We start from the raw sequence: 17,960 nt of genomic DNA, 5'->3' as shown, positions 1-17,960 counted from the left end.
CCTAAGTCCCTTACTCCTTGTATACCTACAAATATCCCCGCCCCTCCGTCACCGTAGATGTCGTTGTGTTCGGCTACGACGGGGGGCGCGACCTGAAGCTGCTGCTGATCCAGCGCGGCGGCGAGCCCTTCAAGGGGCAGTGGGCACTGCCGGGCGGCTTTGTGGATATGGACGAGGACCTGGAGGCCAGCGCCCTGCGCGAACTGGAGGAGGAAACGGGAGTGCGCGACCTGTTCGTCGAGCAGCTGTTCACCTTCGGCGCGCCGGACCGCGATCCGCGCGGACGGGTGATCAGCGTGGCCTACTTCGCGCTGGTCAATCTGACGGCCCACCCCGCCGTGGCCGCCTCCGACGCCGAGCAGGCCGAGTGGTACCCCCTGCACGAGCTGCCGGAATTGGCCTTCGACCACGCCCGCATCATCGAGATGGCCACCAACCGGCTGCGGGCCAAGGTGCGCTACCAACCCATCGGTTTCGAGCTGCTGCCGGAGGAGTTTACGCTGGCCGAGCTGCAGGCACTCTACGAGACGGTGCTCGGTGTACCGGAATTTAACAAGCGCAACTTCCGCACCCGCATCATGAAAACGGGGATGCTGGAGGAAGTGGGCCGACAGAAGAACGTGGCCCACCGGCCGGCGGTACTCTACCGCTTCAACGAAGACACCTACCAGCAGCTCATGGAGCAGCGCGACTCGGCAGTCCTGCGGCGCGCCCTCGACTTCGAAATTTAAGCTATGCTCTCCCACCGCGGCCGCCAAAAGGCCACCGAACCCCTGCGTCCTGATTTTGCCCTCTTCAAACGCGCTCAGGAAGATCTTTACGCTCCCGACAATCCCGACGGGGCCATCACCCTCTGCATCGCCGAAAACCTGTTGCAGTGGGAAGCCATGCGCGACAAACTCCAGGACATCGCCACCACTACCACCTGGCCGGAGTGGGTCGCCGCCTACGCTCCCCTGAGTGGTGCACCTCCCTTCCGGGAGGCGGTGGCACAGTTCGTCAGTACGCACATCGCCGGTGTCCCCCTCGCGGCCGACCGTTTTTGCGCGAGCGCGGGTGCAACGGCGGTGATCGAAGTGACGGCCCTCTGCCTGGGTGATCCGGGAGACTATGCCGTATTCCCCGCCCCGGCCTACCAGGCCTACCGGCCGGACGTACACAGTAAGGCCAGGCTAGAGCGCTACGATATCCAGACCTACGCGGCGGACTTCGGTGCCAACTTCCACCCCCTCTCCGTAGCGGAACTGGACGAGGCTTACGAGCAGTTAGGCGATAAATTCCGGATGCTGGTGCTCACGCAACCGGATAATCCGACGGGCGCGGTCTACTCGGCCGCTCAACTGGAGGAGTTTGCCGATTGGTGTGAGGAGCACAAGATACACCTGGTGGTCAACGAGATCTACGCCCTGAGTCAGTTCTCCGATGATCTGACGCTGGACAATCACTCCCCCTATACCTCCTTCCTGCCGCTGCTGGAACGGCGGGACAGTCCCTACCTCCACTGGTGGTACTCCTTCTCGAAGGACTTCGGCATCTCGGGCTTCCGGGTGGGTCTGCTGTACAGCCGCAACGAGGAGCTACTGAGCGCCTACGCGAACTTCAACGCGCCGCAGCAGATCGGCACCATCGTGCAGTGGCTACTCAGCGAGCTACTGCAGGACGACGCCTGGGTCAGGACCTTCCAGCAACGCAACCAGGAACTACTTACCAAGGCCTACCTCACCGTCACCGATGCCATGGACGAACTACAGCTACCCTACGCCGCGGCCCGGGGCAGTCTGTTCGTCTGGGTGGACTTCTCGAGTTGCTTACCGGAGTCTACGCAGGCAGCGGCGGAGGCCTGGTGGGAAGGTGTATTTGAAGAAACCGGCGTACTCCTTACCGCCCCGGGTGGCCTGGGGCAGCCGGAAGTAGGCTGGTTTCGCATTGTATTTAGCGGGGTGAGTCCGGCCGCGCTCCAGGAGGCTATGGCGCGGCTGGTAGCCCACGTCACACAGTAAAAGCTAAGGTCGAGTGGCCTCCGGTCCGGGTACCAGAGACCACTCGGCTACGCTAGACCGAAGCTGGCACGGCCGCAGCCAAGGCAGCTTCCAGATCCTTCACCAGATCCTCGCCATCCTCTACCCCAACGCTGAGGCGGATGAGACTATCGGTGAGTCCAACGCTCAGGCGCTGCTCCCGCGGGATGCTGGCGTGCGTCATCGATGCGGGGTGACCGATCAGGCTCTCTACACCACCAAGGCTCTCGGCCAGGGTGAAGTAGCGGGTGTTCTTCATCACCTCGGTGGCGGCCTCCAGGGTATCTTCCTTCAGATCGAAACTGACCATGCCCCCGAAGTCGCGCATCTGCTTGGCGGCGATCTCGTGCCGGGGGTGATCGGCTAGTCCGGGGTAGTAGACGTTGGCGACCAGGTCGTTGGCCTGAAGTACCTCCACGATCTTGCGGGCATTCTCACAGGCGCGCTGTACGCGCAGGTGTAGGGTCTTGATGCCGCGCAGTACGAGGAAGCAATCCTGGGGACCGGGCACGGCCCCCACCGCATTCTGTAGGTAGTATAGCCGCTTGGCCAGGTCGTCATTGCGCGTGATGACGGCGCCCATGACCACGTCGCTGTGGCCACCGAGGTACTTGGTAGCACTGTGCAGCACTAGATCAGCGCCGAGCTCCAGGGGCTGTTGCAGGTAGGGGCTGGCGAAGGTGTTATCCACACAGGTCAGTACGCCGCGCTCCTTGGCCAGGCTGGTGAGGGCTTCGATATCGACGATGTTGAGCATCGGATTGGTGGGCGTCTCGATCCACAGTAGCTTGGTGGCGTCCGTGATGGCGGCGGCTACCTTATCGGTATCGCGCATGTCTACGAACTGGCTCTTGATGCCGAAGGTGCCCAGCACGGCGGTGAGCAGGCGATAGCTGCCGCCGTAGAGGTCGTCGCTGGCGATGATCTCGTCACCGGGCTCGAAGAGGCGGATGACGGTATCCATCGCGGCCAGTCCACTGCTGAAGCATACGCCGTGCTTGCCCTTTTCGATGGCGGCCAGGTTGTTCTGCAGGGCGGTCCGGGTGGGGTTACCGGTACGCGCGTACTCGTAGCCCCGGTGCTCGTTGGGGGCGGACTGAGCGTAGGTAGAGGTTTGGTAAATGGGGGTCATCACGGCTCCGGTCTGGGGGTCGGGCTCGAGACCACCGTGGATGCACTGGGTGGCGAAGTGGGCGTCGGTGCGGGCTTTCATAGGCTATAGCGTTAGTGGGGAGAACGTTAGCTACGGCGGGGTAGTTGTAGGTCCGTGCGGCTGCTTCGTACATTCGGGCTATGCTCCGCTTTCTCGTGGTTCTGGTCCTGCTATCGCTACTGGCTTGCGACACCGCACCCGCGCCCCCGCCCCTCTCTGACCGGCCGGCGAACTGGGGGCACTACCTAGGTGATGCCGCCACCACGCAGTATAGCGCACTCACCCAGCTAGATACTTCCAACGTAGCCCGCCTGGTACCCGCCTGGAGCTATGCCTCCGGCGACCTGGACACCCTGAACCGCAGCCAGATCCAGTGCAATCCGCTGGTGATCGACGGTACGCTGTACGGCACTAACCCGCAGCTCAAGGCCTTTGCGTTGGACGCCGCAACCGGGCAGGAGCGCTGGACCTTCGACCCCGTCGTGTTCAGCGATGAACTGCTCGGGATGAGTACGAACCGGGGCCTGAGCTACTGGACGGACGGTAGCCAGGCCCGTATCTACTATCCCGCCGGACCCTTCCTCTATGCGCTGGATGCCACTACGGGAGAGCCGGTACGCGCCTTCGGCACGGACGGACGGGTGGATCTGCACACCGGACTGGGCGAGGGCGCGCAGGAGCAGTTCGTGATCTCTACCAGTCCGGGCGTGATCTTCGAGGACCTGATCATTATGGGCGGTCGGGTCAGTGAGGACCTGGGTGCCGCTCCGGGCCATATCCGGGCCTTCGACTTGGAAACGGGTGCGCTGCGGTGGATCTTCCATACCCTTCCCGAGCCGGGAGAGGCGGGGGCCGAGACCTGGCCCGCCGACCGCTCTCCCCTCACCGGCGGGGCCAATGCCTGGGCTGGCATGAGTCTGGATACAGAACGCGGTTACGTCTATGTACCCACGGGTTCGGCAGCTTACGACTTCTACGGCGGCAACCGCCCCGGCGACAACCTCTACGCCAACTGCGTACTGGCCCTCGATGCGCGTACCGGCAAACGAGTGTGGCACTACCAGACCGTGCACCACGACCTGTGGGATCGCGACCACCCAGCCACCCCCGTCCTACTGACGGTGCAGCACGACGGCGCGGCGCGGGATGCGGTAGCGCAGGTCACCAAGGGCGGCTACCTGTTCCTGCTCGACCGGGATACCGGCGAGCCGCTATTCCCGGTCGAAGAGCGCAGTTTTCCGGCCAGTGACCTGCTGGGCGAGACCAGTAGTCCGACCCAGCCTATGCCCGTACTGCCGCCGCCCTTTACGCGGCAACGGCTCACCGCCGAGGACTTGTACCCCTTCGATAGCGTGATGAACCGTGAGGCTCGGGAGCTACTGACCCGCAGCCGGTATGGCGGTCCCTTCATTCCGCCCAGCGAGCAGGGGACGGTCATGTTTCCGGGCTTCGATGGCGGGGCGGAATGGGGTGGGGCATCCTACTCCCCCACCGACCGGCTGTTCTTCGTCAACGCCAACGAGATGCCCTGGATGCTGAAAATGAACCCCGTAGCGGACCTGGCCGGTCAGGATCCCGGGCGGGCAGTCTACGCGATGGCCTGTCAGGCCTGCCACGGCAGCGACCTCCGGGGCGGCGGCGTATTCCAAAGTCCCTCGCTACTGGGACTGGCCGGTCGGCTCGACGGCCCACAAATCACCCAAACCATCCTGAACGGACAGGGGGCCATGCCAGCCGTCAATTGGCTGAGCGACCAACAGGTCCGCGAGGTCACCGAATGGATACTGACCCTCCCCGAGGATGCTGTGCTAGAAGCTCCGCAGGCAGCGGACGGCCAGAGTGACAAGGTGGAAGCCACCGGCGCGGGGCCCTGGCCCTACCCCTACATCATGGACGGCTACCGGCGACTGAAGACCCGCGACGGTCACCCCATTACCGCCCCGCCCTGGGGTACCCTGACGGCCCTGGACCTCGACCTCGGCAGTATCCGCTGGCAAGTGCCCCTGGGTAGCTACCCGGACCTGGCCGCGCGGGGCATCGACGATACGGGGAGTGAGAACTACGGCGGACCGGTCGCTACGGCCGGTGGCATCCTGTTCATCGCCGCTACGCTGGACGAGAAGATCCGGGCCTTCCGCACCCGCGACGGCGCGCTGCTCTGGGAGGCTCCGCTACCGGCAGCCGGCTATGCCACGCCGTCAGTATACGCCGTAGCCGGGCGGCAGTACGTGGTGGTCGCCTGTGGGGGCGGCAAACTCGGTACGAAGTCGGGCGACCGCTACGTGGCCTTCGCCCTACCCGCCAAGTAGCGCCCCACCCACGGGGGCAGGGCAACCTACGCTACCCTCGCAGGTTTACATCCTCGATGACTTACCGACTTCCCTCCCTGTTGCTACTGCTGCTGTGTTTCCCCCTACTGACCGGCTGCTACGCCGACGAGCTACAGCAGGATATGGAGCGGGAGCCCTTCTTCGACCTGGCGGGCTATATCGACGCACAGGTGGATAGCCTCACCGCTCTTGATCCTACGGTACGTAAAACGATCGTGCTCAACGGCGTAGAGGAATCGAAGGAGCTGGATGACCTGCGGTTTGCCACCGATCTGCGGCTCTTCCGGGAGGCAGACATCAATAAGCCGGCCTGGCTCGATAAGTACACGCTCGCGGAGGAAGAAGCGCAGGGCGGCGGGGCGCAGGTGCGGGTGTATACCGCTACGGACAGCAGTATGCAGACGCGGCAACTGGAGGTCACCCTGATCGATGATCGACCCACCAAGATTGTCGTGCTACGCAAGACCGGCACGGTGCTCTCCGATGGTACGCACCGGCTGACCTACGATCCGGCGCTCGGCTACGATATCCGGACGGAGCAGGTCAACCGTTTTGGCGACGATCTGGACGCGACCATTACGGTCCGCTGGAAATAAAAAAGAGGTAGTGCCACCACAGCACCACCTCAGCCCTAACCAAATAAAACCAAATTATTCATCGTCACGCAGGTGGCCCGGGAGCCGTACGTGCATTCAAATATAGGGACTATCGGCAGGGAATTTCCAAGTCTCAAGGCATAAAAGTTATGCAGACCGTATTTCGCGTATGCAGTACTCAGTAAAACTATCGGTAAGTATCTAGGTATAATTGCAAATTAAAGTTTGAATTATTGCCATAGCAACGAATAATATAGATTCGGTATTCCGCATGATCGACTGTGGCTCATCATATGATGAAACATTGTTTTGTGTTACCACAAGATTGTATCGTTTAGTTCTAAAACGAGTATAGGACAATACGCTACTGTTAGCACGTCAATTCCCGTACTACGGCAGCACGCGTACCGCTGTCCGACCGGTCCGGCGGCAATTTTGCGTTCCTTTGGCCTACAGAAATTTTAGCATGCTCCCTCCCCTCCCCGCTCGTATCCAGCTCCACGAGCACACCTTTCAGCCCTTCATCGGGGAGCAGGAGATCCAGCAGCGGGTAGAGGCCATGGGGCAGGAACTGTACGACCGGCTATCTGGAGGAGCCCCCAGTTTCGTCGTGATGCTGAAGGGAGCTTTCGTTTTCGCCGCCGATCTGGTGCGGGCCAGCCGGCTGGGTGGCGAGGTGTGTTTCGTACGCACCAGCAGCTACACCGGCACGGAATCGGGCGGTCAGGTCAAGTTGCTACTCCCCCCCGAAGAGGAGTTGGTACGGGACAAGGACGTAGTGCTCATCGAGGATATCGTCGACAGCGGACTCACCATGCAGGCTTTCCTACCCGTGCTCCGCGAGCTGCAGCCCCGCTCGATTACGTTGGTCACCCTACTCCATAAGCCGGATGCCCAGCGGGTGCCCGTCGACATCGACCTGATCGGATTCAGCATACCGACTAAATTCGTAGTGGGTTACGGGCTGGACTACGACGGTCTCGGCCGCCAGCTACCCGCCATCTACCAACTTGCCGAAGACTACTGAGATGCTTTCCCTACGTCCCATCACCCCCGCCGACAATCCCGCCGTAGCCCGGGTCGTACGCACCGTTATGCCGGAATTCAACTGCGTCGGTGAAGGGTTTTCGATCAACGATCCGGAGCTCGACGATATGTACGCCGCCTACCGGCAGCCCCGCGCGGCCTTCTACGTGCTCACTACCGCCGCAGATGCCATAGTAGGCGTAGGCGGCTATGCCCCCCTGGACGGTGGCGACGGCACGGTCTGCGAACTGCGCAAGATGTACCTGCTGCCCGAAGCCCGCGGCCTGGGCGGCGGTAAGCTGCTGATGGAAACCTGTCTGGCTGCTGCCCAGCGGGATGGCTTTGCAGCGATGTACCTGGAGACGGTCACGGCCATGACCACGGCCGCTCAGGTCTACGCGAAGTACGGCTTCGAGCCCATCGACGGCCCCATGGGAGCTACCGGACACAGTGGCTGTGACCGCTTCATGCTCAAATCTTTTCGGTGAGGTACTTCCAGTAGCGCTTCGGTACGTGCTGCAAGTGCAGCTTCAGGTTCTTCCGCTCGGGAATATCGACGGCCTTGAAGTAGGTCTGCCAGAGTTGCTGGTAGTCGGTCTCGGCCGCATCTAGCATCTCGGTGGATAAGCTGCGCAAATTCCCGTCCTGACCGGAATCGAGCGTGATGAACTCCGCCCGCTTCGTCTGACTGTTCCAGTGCAGGCCGTAGTGACGGTTCGTATCGTAGATCAGCCACTCCATAGCCGGGTAGCGGGCCGCGAAGTGATCGCCGATCAGGGGCAGGCAGTTGAAGTCGGGATTGACCAGGGCCACATACATCCCGTCCGGCGTAAGCTGAAAGCGGGTAAAGGCATGCATCCGGTGCACCTCGCGCCCCATCTGCTGCTTGAGCCGGAGGATGCGGCGGATCTTCTCGTCGCCCGCATCCTTGCTTACGTCCAGGGCGTGTACCGCCATCTGCCGCCGGATAAAGTGCAGGATCAGCCGCTCCACCTCCGGCTGCTCGGTCAGAAAGGCGTGTCGCAATAGTTGGATGACCTGGGAATTCTCGCTGCGTTTCTTCAGCCCTACCCGAACTCGCTTCGCATGCGCCTCATCGGTTGGCACGTGGATCGCTTCGGCAAACAGCTGCTGCTGGTAGCGGTCTTCCGCCACTACGTCGATGGCATCGGCCCGCAGGCGAAACACCTCGAAGATGGCGGAGAGTAATCCCGCAAACGAGCCGTCGTAGGTAAAGATCACCCCAGCAGCTGTTCGAGGGCCTGACTGAGTTCGGGGTAAGCGAAGCGGAATCCGGTGGCTTCGATCTTCGCCGCCGAGCAGCGGGCACTGTCCAGCACGGTATGGCTCATCTCCCCTAGGGCGACCTTCAGTGCCGGCACGGGTGCGGGTAGCACGACGGCCTTCTTATTTATTGCCGGCCCCAGGGCTTCGGCAAATTGCTTGTTGCGGACCGGATTCGGAGCCGTGCCGTTGTAGACGCCCGTCAGCGTATGCTGTAGCATGTGCGCATAGACACTCACGATATCCTCTATGTGGATCCAGCTGTAGTACTGCTGCCCGTCGCCGAAGTAGGTCGAGGTCCACACCTTCAGGGGCAGCAGCATCTTCTGCAAGGCCCCCGCCTCCGGGTGTAGTACGATACCGGTGCGGTTGATGCAAAGCGGGATACCCAACTGGGCGATCGCCTCGGTCGACTGCTCCCAGGCCACACAGGATTCGCTTAGAAAGCCGGTGCCCGGCCGGTCTTGCTCCGTCAGCAGCTGCTCTCCCCGATCGCCGTAGTAGCCGATGGCACTGGCGGAGATGTATAGCTTGGGCCGCACGTCCAACCGCTCCAGCGACCGCGCCAGTAGCTGGGTAGACTGGGTGCGGCTGCTAATGATGACCTGCTTGCGCGCCTCCGTCCAGCGCTCGTCGGCGATGCCGGCGCCCGTCAGATTGATCACGTAGTCGACCCCGGTGAAGGCCTCGTCCTCCGCGGTACCGGCCATGACGTCCCACTGGAAGGTGGGGAATTCGGCGTTTGGTCGCTTGCTTCGGCTCAGGTGGCGTACGGCGTAGCCGTCACGGCGCAGTCGGCGCGACAGGTGCATGCCCACGAATCCACTTCCTCCCCCGATGAGTACGGTCTGCATCATCTAGGCGTTGGCGGGTACGAACTCATAGAAGTAGGGATCGTCACCGTCCTCCTCGTAGGCTAGGGCGAGCTCCCGGTTCTGCATCTCCAGGAAGAAGACCTGCCAGCTGACCGGATTGAGGTCGAAGGCATCTTTATTATCCACCTCATCGAAGTGAAACCGCAGGGGCTGGCTGTTGTAGCCATCCTGCACCTGGTCTACCATGGCCGGCAGCCCGTTGCGTGCCTCGGCAAAGGCCTTGATGAGGTTCTGATCGATGGTCTTGATGGTCTTTGCCATGTGTAGCTAATTTATACTTTGCTAAGCGCGCCGCCCGCCCGCAATGTTTAGACACGCCGGGCCCGAAAGAGTTCCTCCCTCCAGGCCCTACCTTGCACCCATCGAGCCGAAGGCGAGCTACCCGCGATACGCGGTCTAAACCCGCGCAGCGGCCCCTACCTATGGCTGAACAACTAGGCATCCTCACCCTCCTGCCCCCCGTCATCGCGATCCTGCTGGCGATCCTCACCCGGCAAGTCTTCATCTCCCTCCTGGCGGGCATTTTTCTAGGCTACGTGATCCTGGCCGACGGCAACCCCTGGATCGGCTTCCTGGATACGATGCAGGGACTGGTCGATGTCTTTGCCGACGCCGGTAACACCCGCACCATCATGTTCTGCGCCCTCGTCGGAGCACTCATCGTGTTCATGCAGCGCAGCGGCGGCGTAGCGGGCTTCATCACGGCCATCGAGCGGCGACTACGGAGCTACGAGGAGCGGCAGGATGGCTCCAGCCGCAAGGTCGTGCAGCTACTGGCCTGGATCACCGGCGTGCTGGTCTTCGTGGAATCTAGCATCAGCGTGCTTACCGTCGGCACCCTGTACCGCCCCATCTTCGACAAGCTGGGCCTGAGTCGGGAGAAACTGGCCTACATCGCCGACTCCTCCTCCGCCCCCAGCTCCATCCTGATCCCTTTCAACGGCTGGGGGGCCTTCATCATGACCCTGCTCGCCGCCCAGGGTTTCGAGAATCCCTTCAGCACGATGCTACAGGCCATGGGCTACAACTTCTACGCCCTGGCCGCCATCTTGCTGGTGCCCACTGTCATCCTCACCGGCGTCGAGTGGGGCCCCATGAAGCGCGCCGAGCAGCGGGCCCGCCGGGGACAAACCCTCAACGAAGGCGCCACCCCCGTAGTCGATGAGGAGCTCACCAGCATCGAGGCCAAGGAGGGCGTCACACCCCGGGCGGTCAATATGGTCATCCCCATCGCGGTTATGGTCGTCTTCATGCCCTTCATGCTGGCCTACACCGGCTGGGAGGAGGCCCGTACCGCACTGGGAGCGGGCGCGTCCGCCGGTGCAATGATCTTCCAGGCCATCGGCAGTGGTAGTGGATCTACGGCTGTACTGGTGGCGGTTACCCTGTCCATCTTGGTGTCCATGACCTTCTACAAGGCCCAGGGCATCTTCGGTATCCGGGAGTCGGTCGATCTGGTCCTGAAGGGTATTGCCGGACTGATCCCCCTGGCCCTGCTCATGCTCCTGGCCTTCGCGATCGGCGGACTCTGCCGCCAGTTGGAGACCGGTATCTATGTCTCCGAGGTGGCCCGGGGCTGGCTCTCGCCCGGCCTGGTGCCCTTCCTGGTCTTCGTCGTGACCTGCTTCATCGCCTTCAGTACCGGTACGAGTTGGGGCACCTTCGCCATCATGATCCCCATCGCCGTACCCATGGCCCGTGATATGGACGCCAACGTGCTCATGGCCGTAGCTGCCGTCCTGGGCGGGGGGGTGTTCGGCGATCACTGCTCCCCTATTTCGGATACGACCATCCTGAGTAGCATGGCCTCCTCCACCGACCACATCGACCACGTGAAGACGCAGCTGCCGTATGCGGGGCTGGCTGGGGGGATTGCGGCCGGGCTTTATTTGGTGTTGGGGTTGGTGTGGTAGGGTTTAAACACGGAGGTGGACGGAGGTAGGGCACGGAGGGACACCGAGGTGTTACGTCTCACGCTCAGTGTACCTCCGTGCATTCACCTCCGTGTACTCCGTGTTTAACCCAAAAACGCCAGCAAGTCAGTAAGCTTCTCCTCCGGCATCACCTTGGGGAACTTGATCTGTCCGCCCTTCTTCTTGGTCTGCTCCAGGAAAGCGTAGAGGCGATCGGCGGGGACTACCTTCACGCGCAGGTCCTTGAGGGCTTTCTGGCGGGCTACGGCGTAGTTCTTGTTGACCTCCTTGAGGTGGTCGTCGATGATCTGCTTGGCGCGCTCGGCGTCTAGTTCGCCGGCTTCCAGACCGAGGATCCACTGGTGGACGTACTCTCCGTCTTCTGCGCGCTTGACCGCGCCTACGGCAAATTCTTTCACCTGCGACCCCGCCGTCTTGTTGAGTACCTGGATGGCCTTGTTGAGTTTCTCTTCGGAAAGCTGACTGCCGACTACGTTGAGGAAATACTTGGTGCGGCCGGTGATGACGATCTCCATTTTCGCCTTGTCGACGAATTTGATGGTGTCGCCGATCATGTAGCGCCAGGCGCCGGCGGGGGTGGAGACGATGAGGGCGTAGTCCGTACCCTCTTCTACCTGCCGGAAATCCAGGACCTCGGGCTTATCCAGAATAGTGCCGGTGGCGTCGAAACCACGTTCGTTGTGGGGCACGAATTCGAAGTACATGCCGTGGTCGAGTGCGATCTCCATGGCCATGGTGTCGGGCCGGGCATTGAAGGCAAAGAAGCCTTCGCTGGCCAGGTAGGTATCCATGATCACGATGGGGCGGGCCAGCAGCGACTCGAAGACCTCGCGGTAGGGCTCGAAGGCCACGCCACCGGTGGTGTATACGCTTAGGTTGGGCCAGATGTCGTGGATGTTCTTCAGCTTATTGTGCTCGATGACCTTGCGCAGCATCATGACCATCCAGGAGGGGATACCGGCCAGGGCGCCGACATCCCACTTCGGGGCTTCCTCGGCGATGCGCTGTACGCGCTCGTCCCAGTCGGCGATCTGGGCGATCTCCAGGCCGGGCTTGTAGACGCCTTCCATGAATTCGGGCATGTTGCTGACGTTGATGCCGCTGATCTCGCCCTCCTTGTAGCCGTCCTTCTCGTCGAGGTCGGCGGAGCTGGTAAGCATCAGGATATCCTTTTCGAACAGCTCTGCGGGCAGGTCGAAGTTGGCCAGACACTCGGCCTGTCCGCGGCCCACGCGCTGGGTGCACTCAAGCATCTCTTCGGTGACGGGGATGCGCTTGCTTTTCTTACCGGTGGTGCCGCTGCTGAGGGCAAAGAATTCAGGGCGCCCGGGCCAGGTGATGTCCGGATGGTGGCGTTGCTGCTTCCACCACTCTTCGTTCATGGTTTGGTAGTCGTGCAGGGGGACCCGCTCGCCGTAGGCCGTGCGGATGTCCTCCGCCTCCAGGATACCGGCGAAGTTGTAGTACTTACCGAAGGCGGTATCCTTGGCAGTCTCGAGTAGGTCACGCAGCTGCTCCTCCTGGGCGGCGGCCGGATCGTTGGGCTCGTGCGGTAGCAGCGCGTGCTTGGTTTCGATCAGGGCTTTGATAACGTGTCCGTAGAAGGCCATAGGAGGGGGCTAAGGTGAAGCAAGCAGTACGGGTGGAGTAACGTAAGTGGCTGGCTACACGTTCGCGTGCGGAGTGCGACTAGATAAATAGCCGTCGCACCACTACCCGCAGGCCCACCTGATAGTAGTTGCGGTTGGCTACCGTAGTATCGGTAGGACGCAGGTTACCATTCAGGAAGAACTGAAAGGTCGGCTGAAAGCGGATAGCCCAGTCACTGCTCAGCTTGCGATCGTAGCCGATGCCGGTGGTCAGGGAAGTGACCAGCCCCCGGTAGTCTACCGCATCGTCCGGGAGGCGCTCGGTGCCCTGTGCCTGCCCGTCCTGGTAGATGGTACGCTCGGTGCGGCTGCCAAGGTGGTACTGTAAGCCGACACCAAGGAAGAACATCACGCGATCCCGCTCGGTAGCGTCCTGGTAGAAGTTGAGCTCGAAGGGGATGGCCAGGTAATTAGCCGTCAGTTCTTCGGAGAAGGTCCCCCCCGTCACTCCGGGACGTGCCTGCTGCATAGTAGTATAGCCCAGGTGGGTAAAGCGCAGTCCGGTGGTGTAGCCGATGCGGTCGACCCGCGATTCGTAGGTCAGTCCCAGGCCGTAACTGAAGCCGCCCTGCTCCAGGCTATCCAGCCGGTCGAGTTGGGTGAAGGTGGCATTGCTGGTGCCGGAAATCCGTTGTCCGCCGAGCTGGGGGGTGAGCTCCAGACCGAAGCTTCGCTCCAGGGTCTGGCCGGATAGCGCGCAGGAAAACAGCAGGAACAACAAGCAAAGCCGGCACATACACCCTCGGTTTGCTAGCTAACGCTTCCGCCGGCCCGTGTCGCGTGTCATGATCGGCCTACCGTCGATTCTCGCCGTACTTAGGTCTGGAAGAAGCTAAAGATCGTCTTACCATAATTGCGCACTTCCGTACAGCGCTCATCGCCCGTGAAGTCGTGGTGGGGGTTGTGCTCCAGTACGAACAGGCCACCCGGCGCGATCAGGCCGGCGCCAAAGATCAGGTCCGGCAGTTCCGGGATATTGGGCAGCGGGTAGGGCGGACCGGCGAATACGTAGGTATAGGGTTCCGTGACCGGGCGGGCGATGAACTTGAATACATCCATGCGCCATACCTGCATACAGTCTTCGATACCCAGGGTAGCGACCGTCTTCTTCACGAAGTTGACCGCCGGGGGGTGCTTGTCTACGTAGGTCACGTCACAGCAGCCCCGGCTCACGAATTCATAATCGTGACTACCCGTACCGCCGAACAGGTCGAGCACCCGCTGGTCTTCGAAGTAGAAGCGGTTGTTGAGCAGGTTGAACAGTCCCTCCTTGGCGTAGTCGGTGGTGGGCCGGGTGGGCCAGTTGTCCGCCGGTGGGCTGAAGCGGCGTCCCTTGAACTTGCCGGAGATGATGCGCATGGTAGAGAAAGGTAGGGCGTACTCAGGCCAGGCAGAGCAGGTCGAAGTAGCGGTGGGGGGGCAGCTCTTCCAAAATAGGCCCAACGGTAGGGGGCACGGGATAGACACTGAACCGAATATCCTCTACGTAGCGGTAAAACTGGTAGTAGAGTTCATCCGTCGTCCCGATCTCCCCGCTGAGGTAGAGCGCGGCACGACTGGGGGAGAAGCCGGCCTGGGTGTAGGCCAGCAGCAGATAGTACACGGCATCCTGAGAAGACTCCCAGGTGAAGGTATTATAATACAGCAGCTTGCCGTTGCGGTGACCGGCCAGCAGTAGGCGCTTGCCCCGTACCGAGCAGGAGATTGCCTCGTGCTGCAGCCGGCGCGCGCGCGATGCCCAGGCCGTCAGCAGGCCGCCGGCGTAGTGCTGTATGCGGGGGGTGTGGAACAGACGGGCGGTCTCCAGCAGGTCATCCCGGCGCGCTACGTAGACCAGGCTACTACCCAGCTCGTGGTAGGTTTCGTGGCGGACCTCGTCCTCCAGACCCACGACCGTGAGCTGCTCGAGGTAGCTGCGGGCCTGGGTGCCGTCGAACAGATCGTCCGGTACCAGCGTGAAGGCCGGCGTATCCCATCCCAGTAAAACGTTTCCGTACCGGAGGTCACGCAGGCGGACGTCGGCTTCTACCAGCTGTGCCAGTCGGGCAGGTCGGTCTACGGCTTCTACGGCCGGCAGCTCGCTGCGGTGGTAGGCCAGGAGCTGGTTGGTGATCCGGTTGCGGATGACATACACAAAACTGTCTACCCCCGTGAGGATAGACAGTTCGTAATCAGGCGTAGCATCCGGCCGGAAGGCCGGTGCGGTAATATCGTTGTTGCTTATTCCCAATTCCCGGCCAGGCTGGGCTTACTGAGGTCACCGAACTTGAGCGGCTTGTTGGGATCGTACATCTGGTCGTAGCGCTTGAAGCGGACGTCGCCGAAACGGTCCATGAACTCCTTGCGGGCAATACCCACCTGCACTACGGGCACCTTAGTCGACTGGTAGTCGATGGTGTCGGCGGCGATGTCGAAGCTCATGTCGTCGGTGTAGGGCACGTACTCCAGCCGGTCCAGGTCGATACCCAGCGCGTTCACGCTATCGATGGCGGGGAAATAGGTCGTGTCGTAGGCCGTGGTGGGGTCGAAGTTGGGGTCATCGGGGTCGCCGATGATGCGCACTTCGGTGAAGCGACCTTCCCGCAGTACTTGCTTGAGGGTATCGAAGTTGGGGGCGAACATGCCGGTGATGTCCCGGTACATTTCCTGGGTGGTGCGAATTATTTTGAGCTGGTCGGATACCGCGTCTTCCCGCAGTGCGCGCTGATCGGCGAAGGTGATGGGCTCCTCGATACTGCGGTACAGGAGGAAGGCCAGGACAAAGGCCAGGACCAGAAAAGCCAGGCTAAATAGTTTGCGCATCGTAGACAGTTAAGTGGTGCAAGTATAAAACAATTTCCCGTGCCGGCTACCGGCACCCGGGGTAAATATACGTTTTCCACCGGGGCTGCGTTAGGGCATCTTGTCCCATCTAGATGCAATTGCCTTCCGACTTGGTGCAACGCTGGCTTCGATTTTGTTGTTTGACCGGCTATGCCTACCCTACTCGCCATTGAATCCAGCTGCGATGACACCTCCGCCGCCGTCGTCCGCGATGGTCGGGTGTTGAGCAACGTCACCGCCGGACAGGCCGTTCACGTCGAATACGGAGGCGTGGTGCCCGAGTTCGCCAGCCGCGCCCACCAGCGCAACATCGTACCCACCGTAGCCGTAGCCCTGCAGCGGGCCGGGGTGACCGCACAGGACATCCAGGCGGTCGCCTTCACCCGCGGACCCGGACTCATCGGCTCGCTCATGGTAGGCGTCAGTTTCGCCAAAGCCTTTGCCCTGGCGCGGGACCTGCCTCTGATCGAGGTAGACCATATGCAGGCCCATGTCCTGGCCCACTTTGCCGAGCCCCCCTATCCCGACTTCCCCTTTCTCTGCCTCACCGTTTCCGGCGGCCACACCCAACTGATCGTCGTGCACGACGCGCTCGACCAGGAGATCATCGGCTATACCATCGATGATGCGGCGGGGGAAGCCTTCGATAAATCCGGCAAGCTACTGGGCCTACCCTACCCCGCCGGCCCCGAGATCGATAGACTAGCCGCTGCGGGTACGCCCGTCCTACAGTTCGCTCAGCCCGACCCGGGGGAGTTGAACTTCAGCTTCAGCGGACTGAAAACCAGTATCCTCTATACCCTACAAAAAAAGGCGAAGGAAGATCCCGGCTACGTGCGCGACCACCTGCCCGATATCTGCGCCGCCGTACAGGAAGCCATCGTAAGTACGCTCATCGGCAAGCTCGTCACCGCAGCCGAGCAGACGGGGCTAAAACAGGTCGCCCTGGCCGGTGGAGTGAGCGCCAACAGCGCGCTGCGCGCCCGACTCGAAGCGGAGGGGCAGCAGCGCGGCTGGACCACCTTCGTCCCCCGCCTCGAATACTGCACGGACAATGCAGCCATGATCGGCGTGACGGCCAACTTTAAGTACGTCAAGGCGCTGTTTGCAGGGCAGGATGTAGCCCCGGCTGCCCGGTTCTAGTAGATCAACCACGCCCCTTCCAGGCTACCTTTACGCCCAGTAACGCCGCCGTCCCCACCCCCACCAGGTAGAAGGGGTAGATCAGCTGGGCCAGGGCGTACCACCGCATCAACGCGCCCCGCCCGTAGTGCCGACTGACCGACCGCAGTAGCACCGCATCCGCCACTCCCTTGAATAGCCAGGCTACGGCCGCAGCCCACAGAAAACGACTATCGAATAGCCCCCACAGCAGACCTACCAGGATACCCAGGGAGGTCAAAAAGGCCAGGCCCTGGGCTACGCTCAGGGCGGTGCTTCCGTAGTTCCCCGCCTTGCCCGCCCAGCGGATGCGCTGCAGTAGCATAGCCCGCCAGCCGGCTTCCGGCTTCGTCGTCACCTGTACCGCGGGGGAGGTGGCACACGCGATCCGGAGGCCCGCCGCTACGAACTTATGCAGCAGCAGCACGTCATCGCCGGAGGGGAGGTGATCAACGCCAGTGTAACCCCCTACCCCTTCGAAGGCCGTGCGCCGGAAGGCGAAGTGGGCCCCGTTGGCCAGTGCCGGCGTACCCGCCGCTGCGGTAGCCGCCGTGAAGAGTTGGTAGCCCAGCACATCCAGGGCCTGGAAGGCGGAGCAGGCATCATATACCGGGGCAATACCCACTGGCCCCAGCACTACATCGTAGCCCGCCGCGGCGATACGGTTGAGTTCGGAGAGTACTCCGGCTGGCCACCGACAGTCTGCATCGGTGGTCACGATGAGCTGCGCGCTCGTGCTATCCATACCTAGCCGGAGGGCAGCTTTTTTGTGGGCTACGTCGGTGTGATAGTCTGGGTGGTCCTGCAGTCGGACTATCCTAATGTCCGGGTATAATTCCCGCGCACCCGCGGCCCCGCCATCCGTAGAGTGATCGTCCAGCAGCACGATCTCGTAGCGGTCGGTGGGGTAATCCTGCTGCCGCAGCGATGCTACTAGGGCCGGCAGGTGGGCGGCTTCGTTGCGGAAAGGGACCAGAATGGCGATAGTCAGCCGCTCGGTAGTAGCGGGATACCGGACGGCAGCAGCCCGCCGCCAGTAGTAGAAATTATAGGCCTGCCACAGGCCGTAGACCAGGGCCAGGAGCGGGGGGACGGCTGCCAGTACGCCCAA

General features: G+C 61.9%; 18 protein-coding genes. 8 read left to right on the top strand and 10 right to left on the bottom strand.

Going from position 1 to position 17,960, the window contains the following annotated elements; genetic code table 11:
• Positions 1 to 17: 17 nt before the first annotated feature.
• Both MJQ68_RS12080 and MJQ68_RS12075 read left to right on the top strand, forming a co-directional pair.
• Positions 18 to 731 carry an NUDIX hydrolase gene (locus tag MJQ68_RS12080; protein WP_238751375.1) on the top strand — a complete coding sequence of 238 codons (714 nt, stop codon included), beginning with the start codon at positions 18 to 20 and terminating at the stop codon, positions 729 to 731.
• 3 nt (positions 732 to 734) lie between these two features.
• On the top strand, positions 735 to 2,000 hold the full coding sequence (locus MJQ68_RS12075; RefSeq protein ID WP_238751374.1) for a pyridoxal phosphate-dependent aminotransferase: 1,266 nt from the start codon (positions 735 to 737) through the stop codon (positions 1,998 to 2,000).
• Between the two features lie 52 nt (positions 2,001 to 2,052).
• Here MJQ68_RS12075 and MJQ68_RS12070 read toward each other — a convergent pair whose 3' ends face one another.
• Positions 2,053 to 3,231 carry a cystathionine gamma-synthase gene (locus MJQ68_RS12070; RefSeq protein ID WP_238751373.1) on the bottom strand — a complete coding sequence of 393 codons (1,179 nt, stop codon included), beginning with the start codon at positions 3,229 to 3,231 and terminating at the stop codon, positions 2,053 to 2,055.
• An 80-nt stretch (positions 3,232 to 3,311) separates the two neighbouring features.
• Between MJQ68_RS12070 and MJQ68_RS12065 the strand changes: the two genes are divergently transcribed.
• The 4 genes from MJQ68_RS12065 to MJQ68_RS12050 all read left to right on the top strand — a co-directional run bounded on the left by MJQ68_RS12065 (position 3,312) and on the right by MJQ68_RS12050 (position 7,611).
• Entirely contained in the window at positions 3,312 to 5,480 is a 2,169-nt protein-coding gene (locus MJQ68_RS12065; protein WP_238751372.1) for an outer membrane protein assembly factor BamB family protein, read from the top strand.
• Positions 5,481 to 5,536: 56 nt separating this feature from the next.
• A complete protein-coding gene (locus MJQ68_RS12060) occupies positions 5,537 to 6,097 on the top strand; it encodes a hypothetical protein (RefSeq protein ID WP_238751371.1) in 561 nt (186 codons plus the stop codon).
• A 466-nt stretch (positions 6,098 to 6,563) separates the two neighbouring features.
• Entirely contained in the window at positions 6,564 to 7,124 is a 561-nt protein-coding gene (locus MJQ68_RS12055) for a phosphoribosyltransferase (protein WP_238751370.1), read from the top strand.
• A 1-nt stretch (position 7,125) separates the two neighbouring features.
• The gene (locus tag MJQ68_RS12050) at positions 7,126 to 7,611 is read left to right on the top strand and encodes a GNAT family N-acetyltransferase (protein ID WP_238751369.1); all 486 of its coding nucleotides are present in this window, start codon (positions 7,126 to 7,128) and stop codon (positions 7,609 to 7,611) included.
• On the opposite strand, the gene MJQ68_RS12045 is transcribed toward MJQ68_RS12050, so the two are convergent.
• The 3 genes from MJQ68_RS12045 to MJQ68_RS12035 are packed head-to-tail and all read right to left on the bottom strand — an operon-like array spanning position 7,595 to position 9,543.
• Positions 7,595 to 8,365, bottom strand: coding sequence for a TIGR03915 family putative DNA repair protein (locus MJQ68_RS12045; protein WP_238751368.1), 771 nt, complete (start codon positions 8,363 to 8,365; stop codon positions 7,595 to 7,597). The two genes, MJQ68_RS12050 and MJQ68_RS12045, sit on opposite strands and share 17 nt — an antisense overlap.
• Positions 8,362 to 9,264 (bottom strand): TIGR01777 family oxidoreductase, encoded by a 903-nt coding sequence (locus MJQ68_RS12040; protein ID WP_238751367.1) that lies wholly within the window; start codon positions 9,262 to 9,264, stop codon positions 8,362 to 8,364. Before MJQ68_RS12040 ends, MJQ68_RS12045 begins: the two co-directional genes overlap by 4 nt.
• Positions 9,265 to 9,543, bottom strand: a complete 279-nt coding sequence (locus MJQ68_RS12035; protein ID WP_238751366.1) for a hypothetical protein — start codon at positions 9,541 to 9,543, stop codon at positions 9,265 to 9,267. It abuts the gene before it with no gap.
• Positions 9,544 to 9,704: 161 nt separating this feature from the next.
• Between MJQ68_RS12035 and MJQ68_RS12030 the strand changes: the two genes are divergently transcribed.
• A complete protein-coding gene (locus tag MJQ68_RS12030) occupies positions 9,705 to 11,195 on the top strand; it encodes a Na+/H+ antiporter NhaC family protein (RefSeq protein WP_238751365.1) in 1,491 nt (496 codons plus the stop codon).
• 104 nt (positions 11,196 to 11,299) lie between these two features.
• Here the strand turns inward: MJQ68_RS12030 and MJQ68_RS12025 are convergent, their stop codons facing one another.
• From MJQ68_RS12025 to MJQ68_RS12005, 5 genes are all read right to left on the bottom strand, one after another.
• On the bottom strand, positions 11,300 to 12,826 hold the full coding sequence (locus MJQ68_RS12025) for a GH3 family domain-containing protein (protein ID WP_238751364.1): 1,527 nt from the start codon (positions 12,824 to 12,826) through the stop codon (positions 11,300 to 11,302).
• 79 nt (positions 12,827 to 12,905) lie between these two features.
• The gene (locus tag MJQ68_RS12020) at positions 12,906 to 13,601 is read right to left on the bottom strand and encodes an outer membrane beta-barrel protein (RefSeq protein ID WP_238751363.1); all 696 of its coding nucleotides are present in this window, start codon (positions 13,599 to 13,601) and stop codon (positions 12,906 to 12,908) included.
• A gap of 80 nt (positions 13,602 to 13,681) precedes the next feature.
• On the bottom strand, positions 13,682 to 14,224 hold the full coding sequence (locus tag MJQ68_RS12015; RefSeq protein ID WP_238751362.1) for an RsmD family RNA methyltransferase: 543 nt from the start codon (positions 14,222 to 14,224) through the stop codon (positions 13,682 to 13,684).
• A 22-nt stretch (positions 14,225 to 14,246) separates the two neighbouring features.
• On the bottom strand, positions 14,247 to 15,095 hold the full coding sequence (locus tag MJQ68_RS12010) for a DUF3822 family protein (RefSeq protein WP_238751361.1): 849 nt from the start codon (positions 15,093 to 15,095) through the stop codon (positions 14,247 to 14,249).
• Positions 15,086 to 15,667, bottom strand: a complete 582-nt coding sequence (locus tag MJQ68_RS12005) for a hypothetical protein (protein WP_238751360.1) — start codon at positions 15,665 to 15,667, stop codon at positions 15,086 to 15,088. The genes MJQ68_RS12010 and MJQ68_RS12005 overlap by 10 nt, the downstream gene beginning before the upstream one ends.
• A gap of 171 nt (positions 15,668 to 15,838) precedes the next feature.
• Between MJQ68_RS12005 and tsaD the strand changes: the two genes are divergently transcribed.
• A complete protein-coding gene (tsaD, locus tag MJQ68_RS12000; RefSeq protein WP_238751359.1) occupies positions 15,839 to 16,831 on the top strand; it encodes a tRNA (adenosine(37)-N6)-threonylcarbamoyltransferase complex transferase subunit TsaD in 993 nt (330 codons plus the stop codon).
• 4 nt (positions 16,832 to 16,835) lie between these two features.
• Here the strand turns inward: tsaD and MJQ68_RS11995 are convergent, their stop codons facing one another.
• Positions 16,836 to 17,960 (bottom strand): glycosyltransferase, encoded by a 1,125-nt coding sequence (locus MJQ68_RS11995; protein ID WP_238751358.1) that lies wholly within the window; start codon positions 17,958 to 17,960, stop codon positions 16,836 to 16,838.

The sequence above is a fragment of the Neolewinella maritima genome (assembly GCF_923081025.1).
In the GTDB taxonomy this organism is placed as follows: domain Bacteria; phylum Bacteroidota; class Bacteroidia; order Chitinophagales; family Saprospiraceae; genus Neolewinella; species Neolewinella maritima.
Note: the sequence above shows the minus strand (reverse complement) of the source record. Positions and strands in the feature narration are given on the sequence as shown.